The sequence below is a fragment of the Halorussus salilacus genome, from assembly GCF_024138125.1.
Classification (GTDB): Archaea; Halobacteriota; Halobacteria; order Halobacteriales; family Haladaptataceae; genus Halorussus; species Halorussus salilacus.
In genome coordinates this window covers 1,051,147-1,065,158 of sequence record NZ_CP099993.1, presented here as the reverse complement: position 1 = coordinate 1,065,158, position 14,012 = coordinate 1,051,147, and the positions used below count along the sequence as shown (strand labels likewise).

The following is a 14,012-nucleotide window of genomic DNA, read 5'->3' as shown; positions in this document are numbered from 1 at the left end:
CGGGCGGCTTGTATCTGACTTCCCGCGACGAGTCGGAGTCGGAACCATGCACGAACGTCGAGTGGGCGAAGCGACAGCCACAACGACCGAGACGAACGCGTAGAAAGCCCCCGCCCGCTCGCGCTCGCTCGGCGGGATATTTCGCGCCCGCAGTTCTGCGGGCGCGAAATAGTGGCCACGCCGAGACGAGCAAGCTGAACGCGAGCGGGCGGCCCCTTTCAGTCCACCCGGACCGTGGGTCGATTCACCCGCGCGCTACCGGCGGCTGGGACACAGCTCGCGCTCTCCGAGGGACGGTCAGTACAGCGAGAGGTCGCCGGTCACCCTGTCCACGAGGTCGTCGTCGGCCGGGCCGACCGCCAGCGCGGTCACGGTTCCCGGTTCCAACTGGGTGTGGCCCGCGTCGCGGACGATGGCGTGGGGAAGCCCCTCCGCGCGGGCCTTCTCGGCGAGCTCGAACAGCTGGCTCTCGCCGTCGCCCTTCAGGACGACCTTCTTCTGTCCCCCTCCCTTCCACTTCTTTCGCGCCTTGGTTCCGGTCTCCTCGTAGGCCGACAGCGAGGCGTGGGCGACCTGCGCCGCCAGCTTTCCCTGGCCCATCCCGATGTCGGTCCGGGCGACGATGGCCTGCTTCATGTCCCCGCGAACGTCCCGGGCGGTTAAATCGGTGGCTACTCGGCGCGGGGCGACCCCGCGGGGTCGCCCCGCGCCGGGGGATTCGCTCGATACCGTCGCCCGGTTCCGCGCGGAACCGACAGGATTATCCCGACCTGTCGGGCGAATAACCGTATGGTCCTCGACGCCCTCCTCCGCCCGGACGAGTTCTTCGGCGAGCGCGCGCCGGGGCTGAGCCTCGCCAGCGCCGCCCTCGTCGTCCTCGCCGTCGCGGTTGTCACGACCGCCGCGCTCGGCGCGTTCGGGTGGGTGCTCAGCGAACGGCTCACCGCGACGACCGAGGTCCCGAACGAGAATCGACCCCCCGACTGGGTGTGCGACGACGAACCCGAGACCGAGGCCGAAGAGCGGATGCACGAGGACTGCGACCAGCCCGAACACCGTACCGTCGCGGTCGGCGACCTGCTCTGGGACGCGTTCGTCGACCACCTCCCGACGGTGTTCGTGGGCGTCCTCGTCGGCTGGCCGCTGGTCGCGGTCGGCCTCCACGTCGCCTCGGCCGTCTTCGGCGGCGAGGGGTCGTTCGCCGACACCCTCGCGGTCGCGGCGTGGGGCATGCTCCCGACCGCGTTCCAGGTCCTCGCGGGCCTCGCGCTCCTGCTGGTCTCGCTGAACGGCATCGACCTCTCCGCGAGCGACCCCGAACTGCTGGCCTCCCGGATCGAGTCGCTGAGTCGGCGCGCGCAGGGCGAGAGCGCGCTGCTGTCGCTGGCCGTCGCGTGCTGGCAGGGGTACGTCTGGACGTTCGGGCTGAAGCACGCTCGAAAACTCCCGACCGGGGCGGCCGCGTTCGCCGGGGGCGGGGTCGCGTTCCTCGGCCTCCTGTTCGCGCTCGCGTGAGGGCCCCGCGGCCCTCACGCGAGTTCGGCCGCCGTCTCGATACCGTCGCCTCTCGGGCGACCCGCGATTGCTCGGCCCGCCCGCCCGCTCGCCCGGGAGACCGGGCCATTTAGGCACCTCCGCGCCAAGCCCCGCATATGATACTCTCGGACGCCGACATCCTGGCCCGGATGGCGGAGGGAGACCTCGTGGTCGACCCCCTCGACGACCCCGACCTCCAGATACAGCCCGCGAGCGTCGACCTCCGCCTCGGCCGGGAGTTCCTCGAATTCCAGCGCACCAACATCCCCTGCATCCACCCCACGAGCGAGCAGGAGGTCTCGGAGTACGTCACCGAGACCGTCGTCGAGGACGGCGACGACTTCATCCTCCACCCCGGCGACTTCGTGCTCGGGACGACGAAAGAGCGCGTCGAGATTCCCGACGACCTCATCGCCCACGTCGAGGGCCGGTCGTCGCTGGGTCGGCTCGCGGTCGTGGTCCACGCGACCGCCGGGCTCTGTGACCCCGGGTATCGGGGCCAGATAACCCTCGAACTCTCGAACCTCGGCACCGCGCCGGTCGCGCTCGAACCCGGGATGCGCGTCTCTCAGCTCACCTTCACCGAACTCAAGAGCCCCGCCGACCGGCCCTACGGGGCCGAGCGCGGGTCGAAGTACCAGGGCCAGTCGGGCCCGCAGGCCTCGCGCATCCAGAGCGACCACGAGTTCGGCGGCGACCAGAAGTCGGGCGCTGCGGCCGACCGCGAATCGAACGAGGGGGGCGACCCGAGATGAAGTTCGCCGAGGAGATCGTCGTCGAGGAGTTCCTCCCGACGGTCCGGTCGATGCTCGCCGAGGACCTCCGCGAGCGCGGCCTGACCCAGAGCGAGGTCGCCGACCTGCTGGGAATCAGCCAGAGCGCGGTCTCGAAGTACGCAAACGGCGAGGTCGAGCGCAACGACCGCGTGCTGGGCGACGAGCGCGTCCGGGAACTCGTCTCGCGAGTCGGGGCCGGACTCGCCGAGGGAACCACGAGTCGGGTCGAGGCGCTGGTCGAGATCGAGGTCCTGATTCGGCGACTGGAGGACCGGGACCTCGTCGCGGAACTCCACGAGGCGGCGTTCCCCGAACTCGCGGGCCACGGCGGGGATTTCAACGTCCACGACCCCGAGGGGCAACTCCGCGTGACCGAGCGCGTCCGGTCGTCGCTGCGCCGGGGGCTGACCATCGTCGAGAGCGCCAGCGGGTTCGCGTCGCTCATCCCCGCGGTGGGGTCGAACCTCTGTGAGTGCACGCCCGACGCCGACGGCATCGACGACGTGGCGGGCGTGCCGGGCCGAATCTTCGACGTGAAGGGACAGGCCACCATCCCCGCCGACCCCGAGTTCGGCGTGAGCGAACACGTCGCCTCGCTGTTGCTCGCGGCCAGACGGAACGGCCGCGAGGACCTCCGGGCCGCGATGAACGTCCGGTACGACCCCGACATCGTCGCGGCGCTCGAAGCCCTCGGCCACGAGAGCGCGGAGTTCGACGCCGAGTACGACGACCTCGACGCGGTGGTCGGCGCGGCCCTGCGCGAGACCCCCGACGCGGCCGTCCTCTACCACACCGGCGGCTACGGCATCGAGCCCATCACCTACCTGCTCGGCGAGGACGCCGAGCAGGTGGCAGAGATGGCTCGGAGCCTTCTCTGAGGGTCTGTAAACCGCGTTCCCTTCAGGGACTCGTCCGAAGCAGAACCTCCTTGTCGTCGACCGCCTCGACCCACTCGTCCCGGATGGGGTAGGCCTCGTCGTCGGGTTCGAGGTCGCCCCGGTCGAGTTTCGCCTCGAACTCCTGGGTCAGGCTGGGTTCGGGTTCGACGTAGGCGGTGCCGTCCCGGACCGCGGCGACCACGCCGATTTTCTCGCGGTCGGCGTCGAACACCGACTTGCCCTCGTCGTCGTTCGTGAACTGCATGGCAGTGGTTCGACGGGCGCGGACAAGACGGCTGTGGCCTCTTCGAATTTTGGGAGTGAAGTAAGGGGCCGCTCGGCATCGCCATCGGTACCGCGTGAGTGACGTTTCCGAAAGTCCCCGGCCTCGCTGGACGGTCCGCCGGGCGTTTCCTGTGGGCGGTCCACCGGCCGTCTCTCGCTGACTGCGTCACCCGCCGACATCCGCCGGAGATTCCCGCGCCGACTCAGCGGTCCTCGGTCAGGCGTATCTCGTCGTCGGTCACCTCGGCGACGTGGTGGTTCTGGACTGCGTCGGTGTCCTCGCCGACGCTTCCGGCGTCGAGTTTCGTCTTCATCTCCGCGACGACGTGGTCGTCGGCCGTGACGTGGGCGGTGCCGTGGTCGACCTCCGAGACGGTGCCGACTCGCGTGCCGTCGCCGTCCACGACCGCCTTGTCCGTCTCGCCCTCGGTGAGTTCGACTGCCATGGTCGTGGGGACGACCCCGTGACTCATTACGGCGGTGGCCGAGCGAGGTGGCGGTGGCCGAGCGACGCGACCAGCGACCGGTCGAGTCCGACGGTCGTCGGACTCGACCGGTCGGCTTCCGTCGCTATCCCTGCTGCTGTTCCAGTTGCTCTAACTGTCCCTGGAGCTGGCTCATCAGTTCCTCGGGGTTCCCGCCCTCGCTGTAGGCCTCGTTGACCTGCTGGGCGATGCGCTGGGACTGCTGGGGCCAGATGGCGGTCACGGGCCGCGAGATGGCGTTCTCGCCAGCCACTCGCAGCTGGTCGAGGTACCGACCCATGACCGGCACCTCCGCAGCGCGGTCGGTCTCCAGCAGTTCGGGCTGGGGCGGCGTCCAGCCGATGACCTCGAACAGCAAGAGCCGGAAGTCGGGTTCCATCATCACCTGAAGCAGTTCCATCGCCTCCTCCCGGTTCTGGGAGTTCGGGTTGACCGTCATGTGCCAGCCGCCGAGCGCGGCGACCGGCCCGCCGGTTCCCGGGTACTCGGCCTCCTCGGCGGTCGCCGCGTACGGAATGGGCATCACGCCCAGGTCCTCGCCGAGCGCGTCCTCGGCCCCGCTCTCGTTGATGGCGTAGGGCCAGTTGCGGTGGGCCACGGCGTTCCCGCTGGTGAACGGCTGGCGGGAGGGCTCCTCGTCCCACTGGAGCACCGCGGCCGGTGAGATCTGCTGGTAGTCGTCGAGGGTCTCCTCGGCGTCCGAGCCGTGGATGAACGACCGAATCATCCGGACCGAGTCGACCACCTGCTCTTCGCCCACGGTGACGGGTCGGTCGCCGATTGGTCCGAAGAGGTTCTCCCGAGGGTTCCCGAAGTACGCCCCGCCCCAGCTCGTCATGAACTCGTTGAACGTACAGCACGCCAGCCCCTCGTAGGACTGCGCCTGGAAGGTGAATCCGTAGTCGATGTCGTCTTCGTTCTGGCTCCGTACGTCGCTCACCATCTCGGAGAACTCCTGCCACGTCATCGACTCGGTCGCCCAGTTCTCGCCCTCGGGGTCGTACCCGGCGTCCTCGACGAGGTCCCTGCGGTACTGCATCGTCGGCAGGTCGATGAACAGCGGCACGCCGTGGAGGTTCCCCTCCGGTCCTCGCGCGGTGTCGACGTGGGCCTGGAAGTAGTCGTCCTCGATGGTCGAGATCGCGTCCTCCGGTAGCTCCTGGCTCAGGTCCACGACCTGCTCGCGGACGATGAACGGGATGGTCCACCCGGTGTCCATCATGAACACGTCGGGCTTCTCTCGGCCCGACGACAGCCACTGCTGGTACTGGGACTGTCGGCCGCCGCCCCACGCGCCCGCGAGGATGTCTATCTCGATGTCCTCCGAGAGCCCGTTGTCGTACAGCGACTGGACTATCTCGTCCTCGTTGTCGGCGGCCAGTTGGTCCGAGGCCCACTGGATGGTGGTGCCCTGCGACTGGACGCTCCCGGAGACGCCGCCCTCGCCGACGTAGCCGGTCAGTCCCGCGGCGATGCCGGACGCTCCGGCGGCCTCGATGAATCGGCGTCGAGACACGCCGGAGTCGGTACGCACGCCTCCCCGTCGTTCTGTCGTGTCGTCTTTCATACCCTCGTCCCCCAGTCATTCATCAACTCCCCACCACATGTACGTTGTTTCAAATATCGGACCGGACGGTGGGGGATTTTTCTCGGCGGATTTTTGCCGCCGTGGGTCGTAGCCCCGTCCATGTCGGGGGGAGTGACCGCGGCCCAGCGGTTCTACGGTCGGTGGGCCGACCTGTACGACATTCTCGCGCGCGCGACGCCCGGACTCGGACGGTTGCGCGACCGCGCGGCCGACGCGCTGGGGCTCGAACCGGGCGACACGGTCGTCGAGATGGGATGTGGCACCGGCGCGAACTTCCCGCACCTCCGCGAGCGGGTCGGACCGACCGGCCGGGTGGTCGGGATCGATTTCACCCGCGGGATGCTGCAGCGCGCCCGGGACCGAATCGAACGCGAGGGCTGGGGGAACGTCCACGTCGTGCAGGCCGACGCGACCCGAATCGAGTTCCGGGAACCGCCCGACGCGATTCTGGCGACCTTCGTGGTCGGGATGCTCGGCGACCCCGCGGGGGCCGTCGAGCGGTGGGCCGACATGCTCGCGCCGGGCGGCCACCTCGCCCTGCTGGACGCCGCCCAGACCACCCGCCGGTTCGGGTGGCCGGTCAATCAGGCGTTCCGGGGACTGGTGGTCGCCTCGTCGCCGACCGGGATGGACGGCTACGAGCGCGCGCCGTGGACCGTGCTGGACGACCGGGTCGAGAGCGCCCGCCGGGCGCTCTCGACCCGCGCCGAGGAGGTGACTCACGGCGAGCACGCGCTGGGAATCGTCCGGCTTACCGGCGGAACTGTCGACTGAGTCGGCGGACCTCTCCGGGAAGCCCGAACCGAACCATTATGCTTTTGACAACCTCCCTGTCACCCTCCAGTATGGACGGAAGACGACAGGTAACGACGATGGCACTCGCCCTCTTGGTCGTCCTCGCGGGGTGTGGTGGCGCTGGCGGCCCCGCGACGGACGCGACGGAGACGACGGAACCGACCACCCACTCCACCGACGCGACCGAGCAGACGAACGAAACGTCCACCGACGTGACGACCGAGACGACGACGGAACGGTCCGGCCGCGAGTCGGTCGAGGTCACGGGCGGGAACCTCTCGGTCGACCAGACGGAGGTGTTCTGGCGTGTCCAGGAACTGCTGGACACCGACGTCCGCCCGCGACCGGTCGAGGTCCGCAACCTCACCGAACGGAAGGAGTACGCACCCGGGCGACTGCCGGTCCTTCGGTACCTCGGCGTCGAGAACGTCACGCTCGACCCCGACGAGCCCGGCGGACTTGCGACCCCTGACGGCAAGGTCTACGTCCATCCCGGTGACGGGTCGTCGGCCGAGGTCGAACGCGTGCTGGCCCACGAGTTCGTGCACCTGATCCAGTATCGAGCCAGCATGCTCCCGTGGATGAGCGCCATCGACCAGCCTCGGCTCACCCACGACCGGCTCCAGACCCGACTCACGCTGATGGAGGGCGGCGCGGTGTTCGTGACCGACGCCTACGCCGAGCAGTACCTCGACGACCAGGACCCCGCCGAGCGGATCGCCGACCGCTACGAGGACGGGTCGGCGGGAGCGAAGTACTTCTACGCCCGCTACCACTTCGGGTATCGGTACGTCGACGACGAGATCGACTCACCGACGAACCTCGCCAGCGTCTACGAGGACGGCCCGAACACGACCGAGCAACTCCTGCACGGCTACGCGCCGGACGAAGAGCCACCCGCCGACCTCTCGGTCTCGGTGAACGAATCCGGGACTTGGTCGACGACCGAGAACGACACGATGGGCGAACTGTTCGCACGCACCACCCTCCAGAGCGAACTCGACGCCGAGACGGCCCGCGGGGCCGCCACCGGCTGGGGCAACGACGTCCTCTACGGGTTCACCAAGGGCGACGAGGACCCCGGCTTCGCGTGGACGCTCCGCATGGACTCCCCGGACGAGGCCGACGAACTCGAATCTGCGGCGACGACCTTCGCCGAGGAGCGAGAGGCCGGAAGCGACGCCGCGTTCCGGGTCGAACGCGTCGACGACGAGACGGTCGTCCTGCTGTTCGGGAATCCCTCCTTCGTGGAGTCGGCGAGCGCGTCGGGGTCGAACGCGAACGTGACCGTGGGGGTTTCGGAATGACCGCCGAGGCTCGGGACTAACGTCACCCGCGACCCGTCTCAGTCGTACAGTTCGGCGTGGTCCTCGCAGAACTCCGGGTCCCGAAGCTGTGCGTCCACCACGCCCGGTTGTCGGTGGGGGTTCGAGAGCCGACAGCTCTCCTCGTCGCAGAACCCCTCGCCGGTGCGCCAGCAGTGGACCGCCTGCAGGACGTAGCCCTTCAGCGCCTCGGTGGTCCGGGGGTCGTCGGCCACGAGGAACTCGCCCTCGACCTGCTCTTCGAGGACCTCGCGTGGCGGCGCGTCGCCCGACAGCAACGCCGTCTTCTGCTGTTCCCTGTAGTACTCCTCGGGCTTGGCGGGCGCTTCGTAGAGGCCCGGCACGGAGACGAGCGCTGGCTGGCCGAGGACGTTCACGCGCTTGTGCCACCGGCCGTCGTGGTCGCCCCACGTACCGATAGCGCGGTCGAGCAGGGCGACGTGGAGGCGGTCGGGGGCGCTCTCGTCTTCGGGGAGGGCGGCGTTGAGCGCGCGCTGGACCGCCGCGCCGTCGTAGAGGACCCCGCCCTCGCGCTCGGGTCGGTCGAGCGCGCGCTCCTCGTAGCGAACGATTCCGAGCATGGTGTTGCCCGTCTCGCGCTCGTAGGGCGAGAGCACGCGCGAATCGGCGAACGCTTCGGCGAGCCCCTCGGTGTCGTCTGGGCCCTCGCGGTGCACGTCCAGAAAGCGGTCGCGGACCTCGACGGCCGAACCCACGCGGTCGCGCAGCCAGTCGGCTATCTCGTCGGCGTCGGCGACCGTGGTCGGCGCGCGGTACAGGACGACCGTCGACATGCCGGATTCGGGTCCTCAGTCGTCGGCCGACGCGGCCCGGGTGGTCATCTCGACCGGTTCGGCGTCGACGCCGAGTTCGTCGAGCGCGCACTGGGCGGCGCGCTTACCCGACAGCAGCATCGCGCCGAAGGTCGGGCCCATCCGGGGCAGGCCGTAGGTCGTCGCGACCGCCATGCCGGTGGCGACGAGGCCGTCGTGGACGAGGCCGGTGTGCTCGACAACGGCGTCCTCGGACTTGCCGACCCACATCGAGTCGTGGCCGGGCGAGTCGTGGCCGGGCGCGCCGTACGAATCGTCGCCGGTCTTGTCCATCCCGGTGGCGTTCTCCCTCGCGTCGCCGATGCCGGGCGCGTCGAGGACGCCCCGCTCGTCGAGCTTGCTGATGGCCATCGCGTCGTGGCCCGTCGCGTCGATGACGAGGTCGGCCTCGACCGCGATGGGGTCGACGCAGGTGATCTCTCGGGGGAGGGCGTGGACCGGCGTCCAGTTCATCACGATGCCGCCGACGCGGTGGTCCTCGCGGATGACGATGTCGGTGAACTCGGTCATGTTCTGCATCTTCGCGCCCGCGTCGCAGGCCGCCTTGATGAGCGCCGAGCAGGCGTGCGGGCCGTTGGCGACGTAGAGGCCCTCGCTGTCCTGCGAGCGCTTGAAGTCCACGTCCAGCTCGTCGAGTACGTGCTGGGCGGGGTCCCGGACGGTCACCTTGTTCATCAGGAAGCCACCGAGCCAGAAGCCGCCCCCGAGGTAGTTGTTCTTCTCGACGACCATCGTCTTGACGCCGCGTTCCGAGAGCTCCTTGGCGGCCATCAGGCCCGAGGGACCGCCCCCGATGATGATGACGTCGCTGTCGGAGAAGTCCATGAACTCCTCGGTCCACTCCTGTCCGATGGCACGGGTCACGTCGGCCTCGCCGACCTCGCTGAACTTTTCGAACTCGGTCATACAACTCTGTGGTAACACGGGGTGGTTGAAAGAGGTTCCGGAATGGGATTTCGGGGACGCGAGACCGTTTTCAGCCAATCCCGTAGCCGGTGAGACCTTCCACAGTCGGCGCGCGCTGGCGCGGCCCTCGTGGCCGCGCCATCATTCGCGCGAGGGATGAGGACCGCAGACTGTGAGTGAAACGAGCAGTCGAGGACCGCAGTCGGTTGGGGAGGCGTGTGGCCGCGGTTACGGTCGGTGCTGGGCGGTGCGGTCTCTCATCGGTGACGGGAGTAGCTAGCTCCTTCGCGCAAACAGTCTCAAAACGAATTCCCACCACACCAATAGCCCCAGAAACGCCAGAGACCCGTGATACCGCGACCCTCGGAAGTGTTATCCGCGGTCGTCGCCTCCCTCTGGTATGGCGAAAGGAAACGTTGATTTCTTCAACGACACAGGCGGCTACGGTTTCATCTCGACCGACGACGCGGACGACGACGTGTTCTTCCACATGGAGGACGTCGGCGGACCCGACCTCGAAGAGGGCGAGGAGATCGAATTCGACATCGAACAGGCCGACAAGGGCCCGCGAGCGACCAACGTCCAGCGGCTCTGAATCGGAAGACACGTCGCACCGGGCGACGCGCGGTACTGCGATTTTTGCGGCGAGGACCGACCCGGCGAGCCGAGGCGTTCCGCTCCTCAGTCGAGGTCGCCCCGCCGAATCGCCCTCTCCGCTTCCTCTAGCGCCGCCTCGCGGTCGAACTCGGCGACGATGGCTTCCAGTTCCTCCCGGCTTGCATCCTCCAGTTCGCGGGCGTGTTCCGTAATATTCGGCACCGCCCGGAGGATGTTGTCCACGATGGGAATCGCGGCGGTCTGAGCCGACCGCGACAGCGGATTCAGGTCGATCACGACCTCGGTCTTGCCCATCTCGGCCAGCGCCTCGGCGCGGTCGCCGTCTTCGAGCGGGACGACCACCGCGTCGGCGGCGTGGATGCCCTCGGCGTCGACCTTCGCGCGCTCGTGGTCCAGCCCCGGAATCCGGGCGTCGGCTTCGAGTCCCTTCACGTCCTCCGCGCCGTGCTCGCGGAGGTGGTCGGCGATGGCCTCCATCCGCTCGGGGGTGCGATTGAACAGATTGACTTCGAGGTCCGCGCCGACGGCCTCGGCGAGTTCGACCGTCTCCCCGGGCACGAGCGCCGCGACGTTGCCGTTGACCGAGACGACCGGGTGGTCGGCCAGCAGGAGCCGGGCGGCCGCGGCGCGCGCGGCCGCCTCGGCGCTCGGAATCGTCTCCTCGCCGAGCAGGTAGTCGAAGGCCTCGCCGCGGCCCTCCGCGATGAGGCCCTGCTTGCTGGTGATGCCCGACTCCACGCCCTCCTCGATTCGGTGGCGAGTGAGCAGCGACTGGTACCGCGGGTGGTCCTCGGGGATGTCGGTCATGGGCGAGGCTCCGGGCGGGAGCCGGAAAAATCGACCTATCCGTCGTCCGGGTCGACGAGTTCGTAGACGACTTCCACGGTCTCCGAGGCGACGACGGGGGTCGGACCGAGGTCGTCGCCCCCGTTCCCGGCGAGCGCGTCGTCGACGATGCTCGACATCCCCGCGTCGTCGTCGGTCGTCGACACGTCCAGCACCCCGCCGACCGCGAGACCCTCGCTGGCCGCGACCCGCTCGGCCTTCTCTCTGGCCCGTTCCATCGCCCCGGCGAGCGCCTCGTCCTGCAGTCGCCTGCGCTCGTCTTCGCGCAGGTCGAAGCTGACGTTCCGAACCGTCGCGCCCGCGTCGGTCGCGCGCACGACGACCTCCGAGGCGGCTTCCGGGTGACACTCGATGCGAAGCCGTTCTACCGCTCGGTATGGCGCGTCGGTGTCGGGGTCGAACGCTTGGGCGGCGTCCTCGACCCGGAGTTCGACGGTGTCGATGCGGTCGGGCGACCGAGCGTCCTCGGCCAGCGACTCCCGCACGGTCGCCGCCCGGTCGCGGGCGCTCTCGCGGGCGACCGCGGCCGAGTCCCCCTCGCCGATGGCCGTCACCGCGATCACGGCTCGGTCTGGCGGTGCGTCGCGTCGGGCGGTGGCGTCGGTCGTGATGGTCGGCTGAGTCATCGTCGTGGGTCCGTCGATACTATCACCAAGCCACCATATCTGTTGCGATGCGCGTCACTCGGTCCGCAGCGTCGCGCCCGCGGGGTGGGTCTCGCAGACCTCGGGGTCGTAGCCCGCGTCGGAGATGCCGGTCCCCAAGGCGAACACCGTCTCGCCGAGCATCGCCATCGCGGCCTCGCCGTCGGCGTCCCGCACGTCGTCCAGCACCTCGCGCACTTCGGGCGTGAGCAGGTCGGTCGCGGCCGCGAACTCCCGGGAGGCGTCCATCAGCGTCGGCAGGGTGGGCCGCTCGACGAGGCGGACGAGCATGTCCACGCCGACCTCCGAGAGTCGCCGGGTATCGCCCGACAGCACCTCGGCGGTCGAGCGCTCGCCGAGCGTGAGGTACTCCACGCGCGCCCGAGCGGGCACGCCGTCCATCCGGTTGTACTCGGGCGCGCCGGGGTCCAGCCGAATCGGGACGCCGCCGCGGGCCTGCGCGACCACGTCGCCGAGTCCGGTCCCGGCCTCGACCTCCGCCCGGTGGGCGATGGCGACCAGTTCGTTCTCCGACCGCCCGCACTCGAAGACCCGGTTGGCCGCCAGCGCGGTCCCGAGCGCGGCTCCGCCCGAGACCCCGAAGCCCGCACCGACCGGCAGGTCGGTGCGGGCGGTCACGCGGGCCTCCGCGTCGAGCGCGTCGAGCACCCGCGTGACCGCCTCGACGGCGGCCGGTTCGTCGTTCAACTGCATCGCCGTCTCGTGGGCGGGTTCGACCTCGACGGTCACGCCCTCCGAGAGGGTCAGCCCCGCGCCGCGCGACCCCGCCTGTTCGGGGTCGTCGGCCTCGTGGACGCTGAAGAAGCCGGTGACGTGGCCCGGCACGAACGCCCGGGCCGAATTCTCGGTCATCGGTCCCTGATGGGCGTTCGGGGTTTTTAACGGTTGTAATATCTGCCGACGGAGAACGTGCGTAGCTTTATGCGTGATTACGCTGTATTACAGCGTATACATGCCCTCGATAAGCGCCCGGATTCCGGACGACGAAGACGCAACGTTGGAAGAGGTCGCGGAACTGCTCGAAGAGGACAAGAGCACGACCATCAGGAAAGCACTCCAAGAGGGACTCCGTGATATCCGGGTCCGAATCGCAGTCGAACGGTACCAATCGGGCGAGGTCTCGGTCAACGAGGCGGCCCGAATCGCCGGAGTCTCTCTGGGCGAGTGGTTCGAAATCGCCCGCGAGCGCAATCTGACCTCGCAGTTGTCGCCCGAGGACTTGGAGGCCGATGCCGAATCGGCGCGCGAGCTATGACGCGGCGGATTTTAGTCGATGCGACGACACTCATCGCCCTCGGTCAGCTCGGAGAGCTCGATCTACTCGCCTGTCTCGATGGGAATCTCCGACCCCTTCCACGAGTCGAGGCGGAGGTGACGACCGAACCGGCGAAGACGAATCTCCACCGACACCTTCACAGCGACGAGCCTCCGGATTTCCTTCAGTACGTTGGGACTCCCGACACTCCGTCGCGCTACGAGGAGGCGAAGGACGTGCTCGACGAGCGCGAAGTAAACGGCGACGTGGCGGTGATATCCGACGTTCTCCACGGAATCGGTTCCGGGAGGAACGTCGGCGTCGTCTCCGACGACAGGCGAGTCCGAACCGTCGCCCGCGGCCTCGGTGCGACGGTTACGGGAACTATCGGCGTCATCGTCCGTGCAGTCGAGGTGCGAGACATGACCGCCGAAGAGGGCAAGAAGCTAGTCCGCCGAGTCGATAGCCACGGCCTACACATGACCGGCGAACTCCGGGAAAAAGCGTACGAACTGGTCGAAGATGCGGCGAAACGCGAGTAGTCGGTCTACGGACTCGGCCGCCGACGGTCGCGCATCGCCATACGAGGCCGCACGAGACGGTCGCCGGAAGCCTACTCCATTCGGACCAACCCGGCCGCGAGCGTCTCGATGAACGCGTCGCGGACCTCCCGGTAGTACTCCTCGTCGCGGAAGTCCTCGCGGTGGTAGGGGACGAACTTCGCGACCCCGAGGACGCCCGCGAGGGCGTCCGGGTCGCCGTCTCTGAGTCGCCCCTCCTCCTGCCACTCCTCGATGAAGGGCCGGAGGTACGAAAGCGACTCGTCGCGCTCGGCCGCCATCTCCCCGTCGCCGAACTGCTCGGTCAGCCGCCGCATGTCGTCGTCGGCGACGAGGCGACGGACCAGCGGGTTCGTCTCCATCTCGTCGCACAGCAGGGTGAGGAACGCGACGATGGCCTCCTCGGGGTCGTCGTGGGCCTCGAACGACTCGGCGACGATGTCCTCGGCGAGTCGCTCGCCCTCCTCCCGGAGGACATCGTAGTAGAGTTCGGCCTTCGAGTCGTAGAACCGGTAGAAGGTCCCGGTGGCGATGCCCGCGGGGTCGGTCAGGTCGGCGACGGTGGTCTTGTCGAGGCCGTATCGCGCGAACAGGTCCCGACCGGTCTCGCGGAGTTGCTCGCGGATGCGTTCGCGCTCGGCGTCTCCGAACCCCCTCATCC

Annotated in this window: 18 protein-coding genes; 8 read left to right on the top strand and 10 right to left on the bottom strand. The window is 68.9% G+C overall.

What is annotated here, in order from left to right:
• Window positions 1-297: 297 nt before the first annotated feature.
• Complete coding sequence (pth2, locus tag NGM10_RS05420) at window positions 298-636, bottom strand: peptidyl-tRNA hydrolase Pth2 (protein WP_253482664.1); 339 nt, start codon at window positions 634-636, stop codon at window positions 298-300.
• 153 nt (window positions 637-789) lie between these two features.
• Here pth2 and NGM10_RS05415 point away from each other — a divergent pair, with 153 nt between their 5' ends.
• From NGM10_RS05415 to NGM10_RS05405, 3 genes are all read left to right on the top strand, one after another.
• On the top strand, window positions 790-1,515 hold the full coding sequence (locus NGM10_RS05415; RefSeq protein WP_253482662.1) for a Yip1 family protein: 726 nt from the start codon (window positions 790-792) through the stop codon (window positions 1,513-1,515).
• 137 nt (window positions 1,516-1,652) lie between these two features.
• Window positions 1,653-2,291: a dCTP deaminase gene (gene dcd, locus NGM10_RS05410; RefSeq protein WP_253482659.1), complete on the top strand. Its 639-nt coding sequence runs from the start codon at window positions 1,653-1,655 to the stop codon at window positions 2,289-2,291.
• The gene (locus tag NGM10_RS05405; protein WP_253482657.1) at window positions 2,288-3,190 is read left to right on the top strand and encodes a thiamine-phosphate synthase family protein; all 903 of its coding nucleotides are present in this window, start codon (window positions 2,288-2,290) and stop codon (window positions 3,188-3,190) included. Before dcd ends, NGM10_RS05405 begins: the two co-directional genes overlap by 4 nt.
• Window positions 3,191-3,212: 22 nt before the next feature.
• Here the strand turns inward: NGM10_RS05405 and NGM10_RS05400 are convergent, their stop codons facing one another.
• The 3 genes from NGM10_RS05400 to NGM10_RS05390 all read right to left on the bottom strand — a co-directional run bounded on the left by NGM10_RS05400 (window position 3,213) and on the right by NGM10_RS05390 (window position 5,458).
• The gene (locus NGM10_RS05400; RefSeq protein WP_253482655.1) at window positions 3,213-3,455 is read right to left on the bottom strand and encodes a DUF8593 domain-containing protein; all 243 of its coding nucleotides are present in this window, start codon (window positions 3,453-3,455) and stop codon (window positions 3,213-3,215) included.
• 223 nt (window positions 3,456-3,678) lie between these two features.
• On the bottom strand, window positions 3,679-3,921 hold the full coding sequence (locus tag NGM10_RS05395; protein ID WP_253482652.1) for a DUF8593 domain-containing protein: 243 nt from the start codon (window positions 3,919-3,921) through the stop codon (window positions 3,679-3,681).
• A 124-nt stretch (window positions 3,922-4,045) separates the two neighbouring features.
• A complete protein-coding gene (locus NGM10_RS05390; RefSeq protein ID WP_368408657.1) occupies window positions 4,046-5,458 on the bottom strand; it encodes an extracellular solute-binding protein in 1,413 nt (470 codons plus the stop codon).
• A gap of 189 nt (window positions 5,459-5,647) precedes the next feature.
• Between NGM10_RS05390 and NGM10_RS05385 the strand changes: the two genes are divergently transcribed.
• Complete coding sequence (locus tag NGM10_RS05385) at window positions 5,648-6,322, top strand: class I SAM-dependent methyltransferase (RefSeq protein ID WP_253482647.1); 675 nt, start codon at window positions 5,648-5,650, stop codon at window positions 6,320-6,322.
• A gap of 71 nt (window positions 6,323-6,393) precedes the next feature.
• Entirely contained in the window at window positions 6,394-7,650 is a 1,257-nt protein-coding gene (locus NGM10_RS05380) for a hypothetical protein (protein WP_253482644.1), read from the top strand.
• 38 nt (window positions 7,651-7,688) lie between these two features.
• On the opposite strand, the gene NGM10_RS05375 is transcribed toward NGM10_RS05380, so the two are convergent.
• Complete coding sequence (locus NGM10_RS05375) at window positions 7,689-8,462, bottom strand: DUF7001 family protein (RefSeq protein ID WP_253482641.1); 774 nt, start codon at window positions 8,460-8,462, stop codon at window positions 7,689-7,691.
• 15 nt (window positions 8,463-8,477) lie between these two features.
• Window positions 8,478-9,407: a sulfide-dependent adenosine diphosphate thiazole synthase gene (locus tag NGM10_RS05370; RefSeq protein ID WP_253482639.1), complete on the bottom strand. Its 930-nt coding sequence runs from the start codon at window positions 9,405-9,407 to the stop codon at window positions 8,478-8,480.
• 400 nt (window positions 9,408-9,807) lie between these two features.
• Between NGM10_RS05370 and NGM10_RS05365 the strand changes: the two genes are divergently transcribed.
• Window positions 9,808-10,002, top strand: a complete 195-nt coding sequence (locus NGM10_RS05365) for a cold-shock protein (RefSeq protein ID WP_253482637.1) — start codon at window positions 9,808-9,810, stop codon at window positions 10,000-10,002.
• A gap of 86 nt (window positions 10,003-10,088) precedes the next feature.
• Here the strand turns inward: NGM10_RS05365 and NGM10_RS05360 are convergent, their stop codons facing one another.
• The 3 genes from NGM10_RS05360 to NGM10_RS05350 are packed head-to-tail and all read right to left on the bottom strand — an operon-like array spanning window position 10,089 to window position 12,388.
• Window positions 10,089-10,832, bottom strand: a complete 744-nt coding sequence (locus tag NGM10_RS05360; protein ID WP_253482635.1) for a 4-phosphopantoate--beta-alanine ligase — start codon at window positions 10,830-10,832, stop codon at window positions 10,089-10,091.
• 35 nt (window positions 10,833-10,867) lie between these two features.
• A complete protein-coding gene (locus tag NGM10_RS05355; protein ID WP_253482633.1) occupies window positions 10,868-11,497 on the bottom strand; it encodes an SIMPL domain-containing protein in 630 nt (209 codons plus the stop codon).
• Between the two features lie 54 nt (window positions 11,498-11,551).
• Entirely contained in the window at window positions 11,552-12,388 is an 837-nt protein-coding gene (locus NGM10_RS05350) for a pantoate kinase (RefSeq protein WP_253482631.1), read from the bottom strand.
• 100 nt (window positions 12,389-12,488) lie between these two features.
• Between NGM10_RS05350 and NGM10_RS05345 the strand changes: the two genes are divergently transcribed.
• On the top strand, window positions 12,489-12,791 hold the full coding sequence (locus NGM10_RS05345) for a UPF0175 family protein (protein WP_253482630.1): 303 nt from the start codon (window positions 12,489-12,491) through the stop codon (window positions 12,789-12,791).
• Window positions 12,788-13,333, top strand: coding sequence for a PIN domain-containing protein (locus tag NGM10_RS05340; protein WP_497007317.1), 546 nt, complete (start codon window positions 12,788-12,790; stop codon window positions 13,331-13,333). The genes NGM10_RS05345 and NGM10_RS05340 overlap by 4 nt, the downstream gene beginning before the upstream one ends.
• A 71-nt stretch (window positions 13,334-13,404) precedes the next feature.
• On the opposite strand, the gene NGM10_RS05335 is transcribed toward NGM10_RS05340, so the two are convergent.
• Window positions 13,405-14,010 carry a TetR/AcrR family transcriptional regulator gene (locus NGM10_RS05335; protein ID WP_253482624.1) on the bottom strand — a complete coding sequence of 202 codons (606 nt, stop codon included), beginning with the start codon at window positions 14,008-14,010 and terminating at the stop codon, window positions 13,405-13,407.
• Window positions 14,011-14,012: the final 2 nt, after the last annotated feature.

Excerpts from the sequence above, each read along its gene's own strand:
- pth2 (WP_253482664.1), bottom strand. The coding sequence starts at position 636 with ATGAAGCAGGCCATCGTCGCCCGGACCGACATCGGGATGGGCCAGGGA.
- NGM10_RS05415 (WP_253482662.1), top strand. The coding sequence starts at position 790 with ATGGTCCTCGACGCCCTCCTCCGCCCGGACGAGTTCTTCGGCGAGCGC.
- dcd (WP_253482659.1), top strand. The coding sequence starts at position 1,653 with ATGATACTCTCGGACGCCGACATCCTGGCCCGGATGGCGGAGGGAGAC.
- NGM10_RS05405 (WP_253482657.1), top strand. The coding sequence starts at position 2,288 with ATGAAGTTCGCCGAGGAGATCGTCGTCGAGGAGTTCCTCCCGACGGTC.
- NGM10_RS05400 (WP_253482655.1), bottom strand. The coding sequence starts at position 3,455 with ATGCAGTTCACGAACGACGACGAGGGCAAGTCGGTGTTCGACGCCGAC.
- NGM10_RS05395 (WP_253482652.1), bottom strand. The coding sequence starts at position 3,921 with ATGGCAGTCGAACTCACCGAGGGCGAGACGGACAAGGCGGTCGTGGAC.
- NGM10_RS05385 (WP_253482647.1), top strand. The coding sequence starts at position 5,648 with ATGTCGGGGGGAGTGACCGCGGCCCAGCGGTTCTACGGTCGGTGGGCC.
- NGM10_RS05380 (WP_253482644.1), top strand. The coding sequence starts at position 6,394 with ATGGACGGAAGACGACAGGTAACGACGATGGCACTCGCCCTCTTGGTC.
- NGM10_RS05375 (WP_253482641.1), bottom strand. The coding sequence starts at position 8,462 with ATGTCGACGGTCGTCCTGTACCGCGCGCCGACCACGGTCGCCGACGCC.
- NGM10_RS05370 (WP_253482639.1), bottom strand. The coding sequence starts at position 9,407 with ATGACCGAGTTCGAAAAGTTCAGCGAGGTCGGCGAGGCCGACGTGACC.
- NGM10_RS05365 (WP_253482637.1), top strand. The coding sequence starts at position 9,808 with ATGGCGAAAGGAAACGTTGATTTCTTCAACGACACAGGCGGCTACGGT.
- NGM10_RS05360 (WP_253482635.1), bottom strand. The coding sequence starts at position 10,832 with ATGACCGACATCCCCGAGGACCACCCGCGGTACCAGTCGCTGCTCACT.
- NGM10_RS05355 (WP_253482633.1), bottom strand. The coding sequence starts at position 11,497 with ATGACTCAGCCGACCATCACGACCGACGCCACCGCCCGACGCGACGCA.
- NGM10_RS05350 (WP_253482631.1), bottom strand. The coding sequence starts at position 12,388 with ATGACCGAGAATTCGGCCCGGGCGTTCGTGCCGGGCCACGTCACCGGC.
- NGM10_RS05345 (WP_253482630.1), top strand. The coding sequence starts at position 12,489 with ATGCCCTCGATAAGCGCCCGGATTCCGGACGACGAAGACGCAACGTTG.
- NGM10_RS05340 (WP_497007317.1), top strand. The coding sequence starts at position 12,788 with ATGACGCGGCGGATTTTAGTCGATGCGACGACACTCATCGCCCTCGGT.
- NGM10_RS05335 (WP_253482624.1), bottom strand. The coding sequence starts at position 14,010 with ATGAGGGGGTTCGGAGACGCCGAGCGCGAACGCATCCGCGAGCAACTC.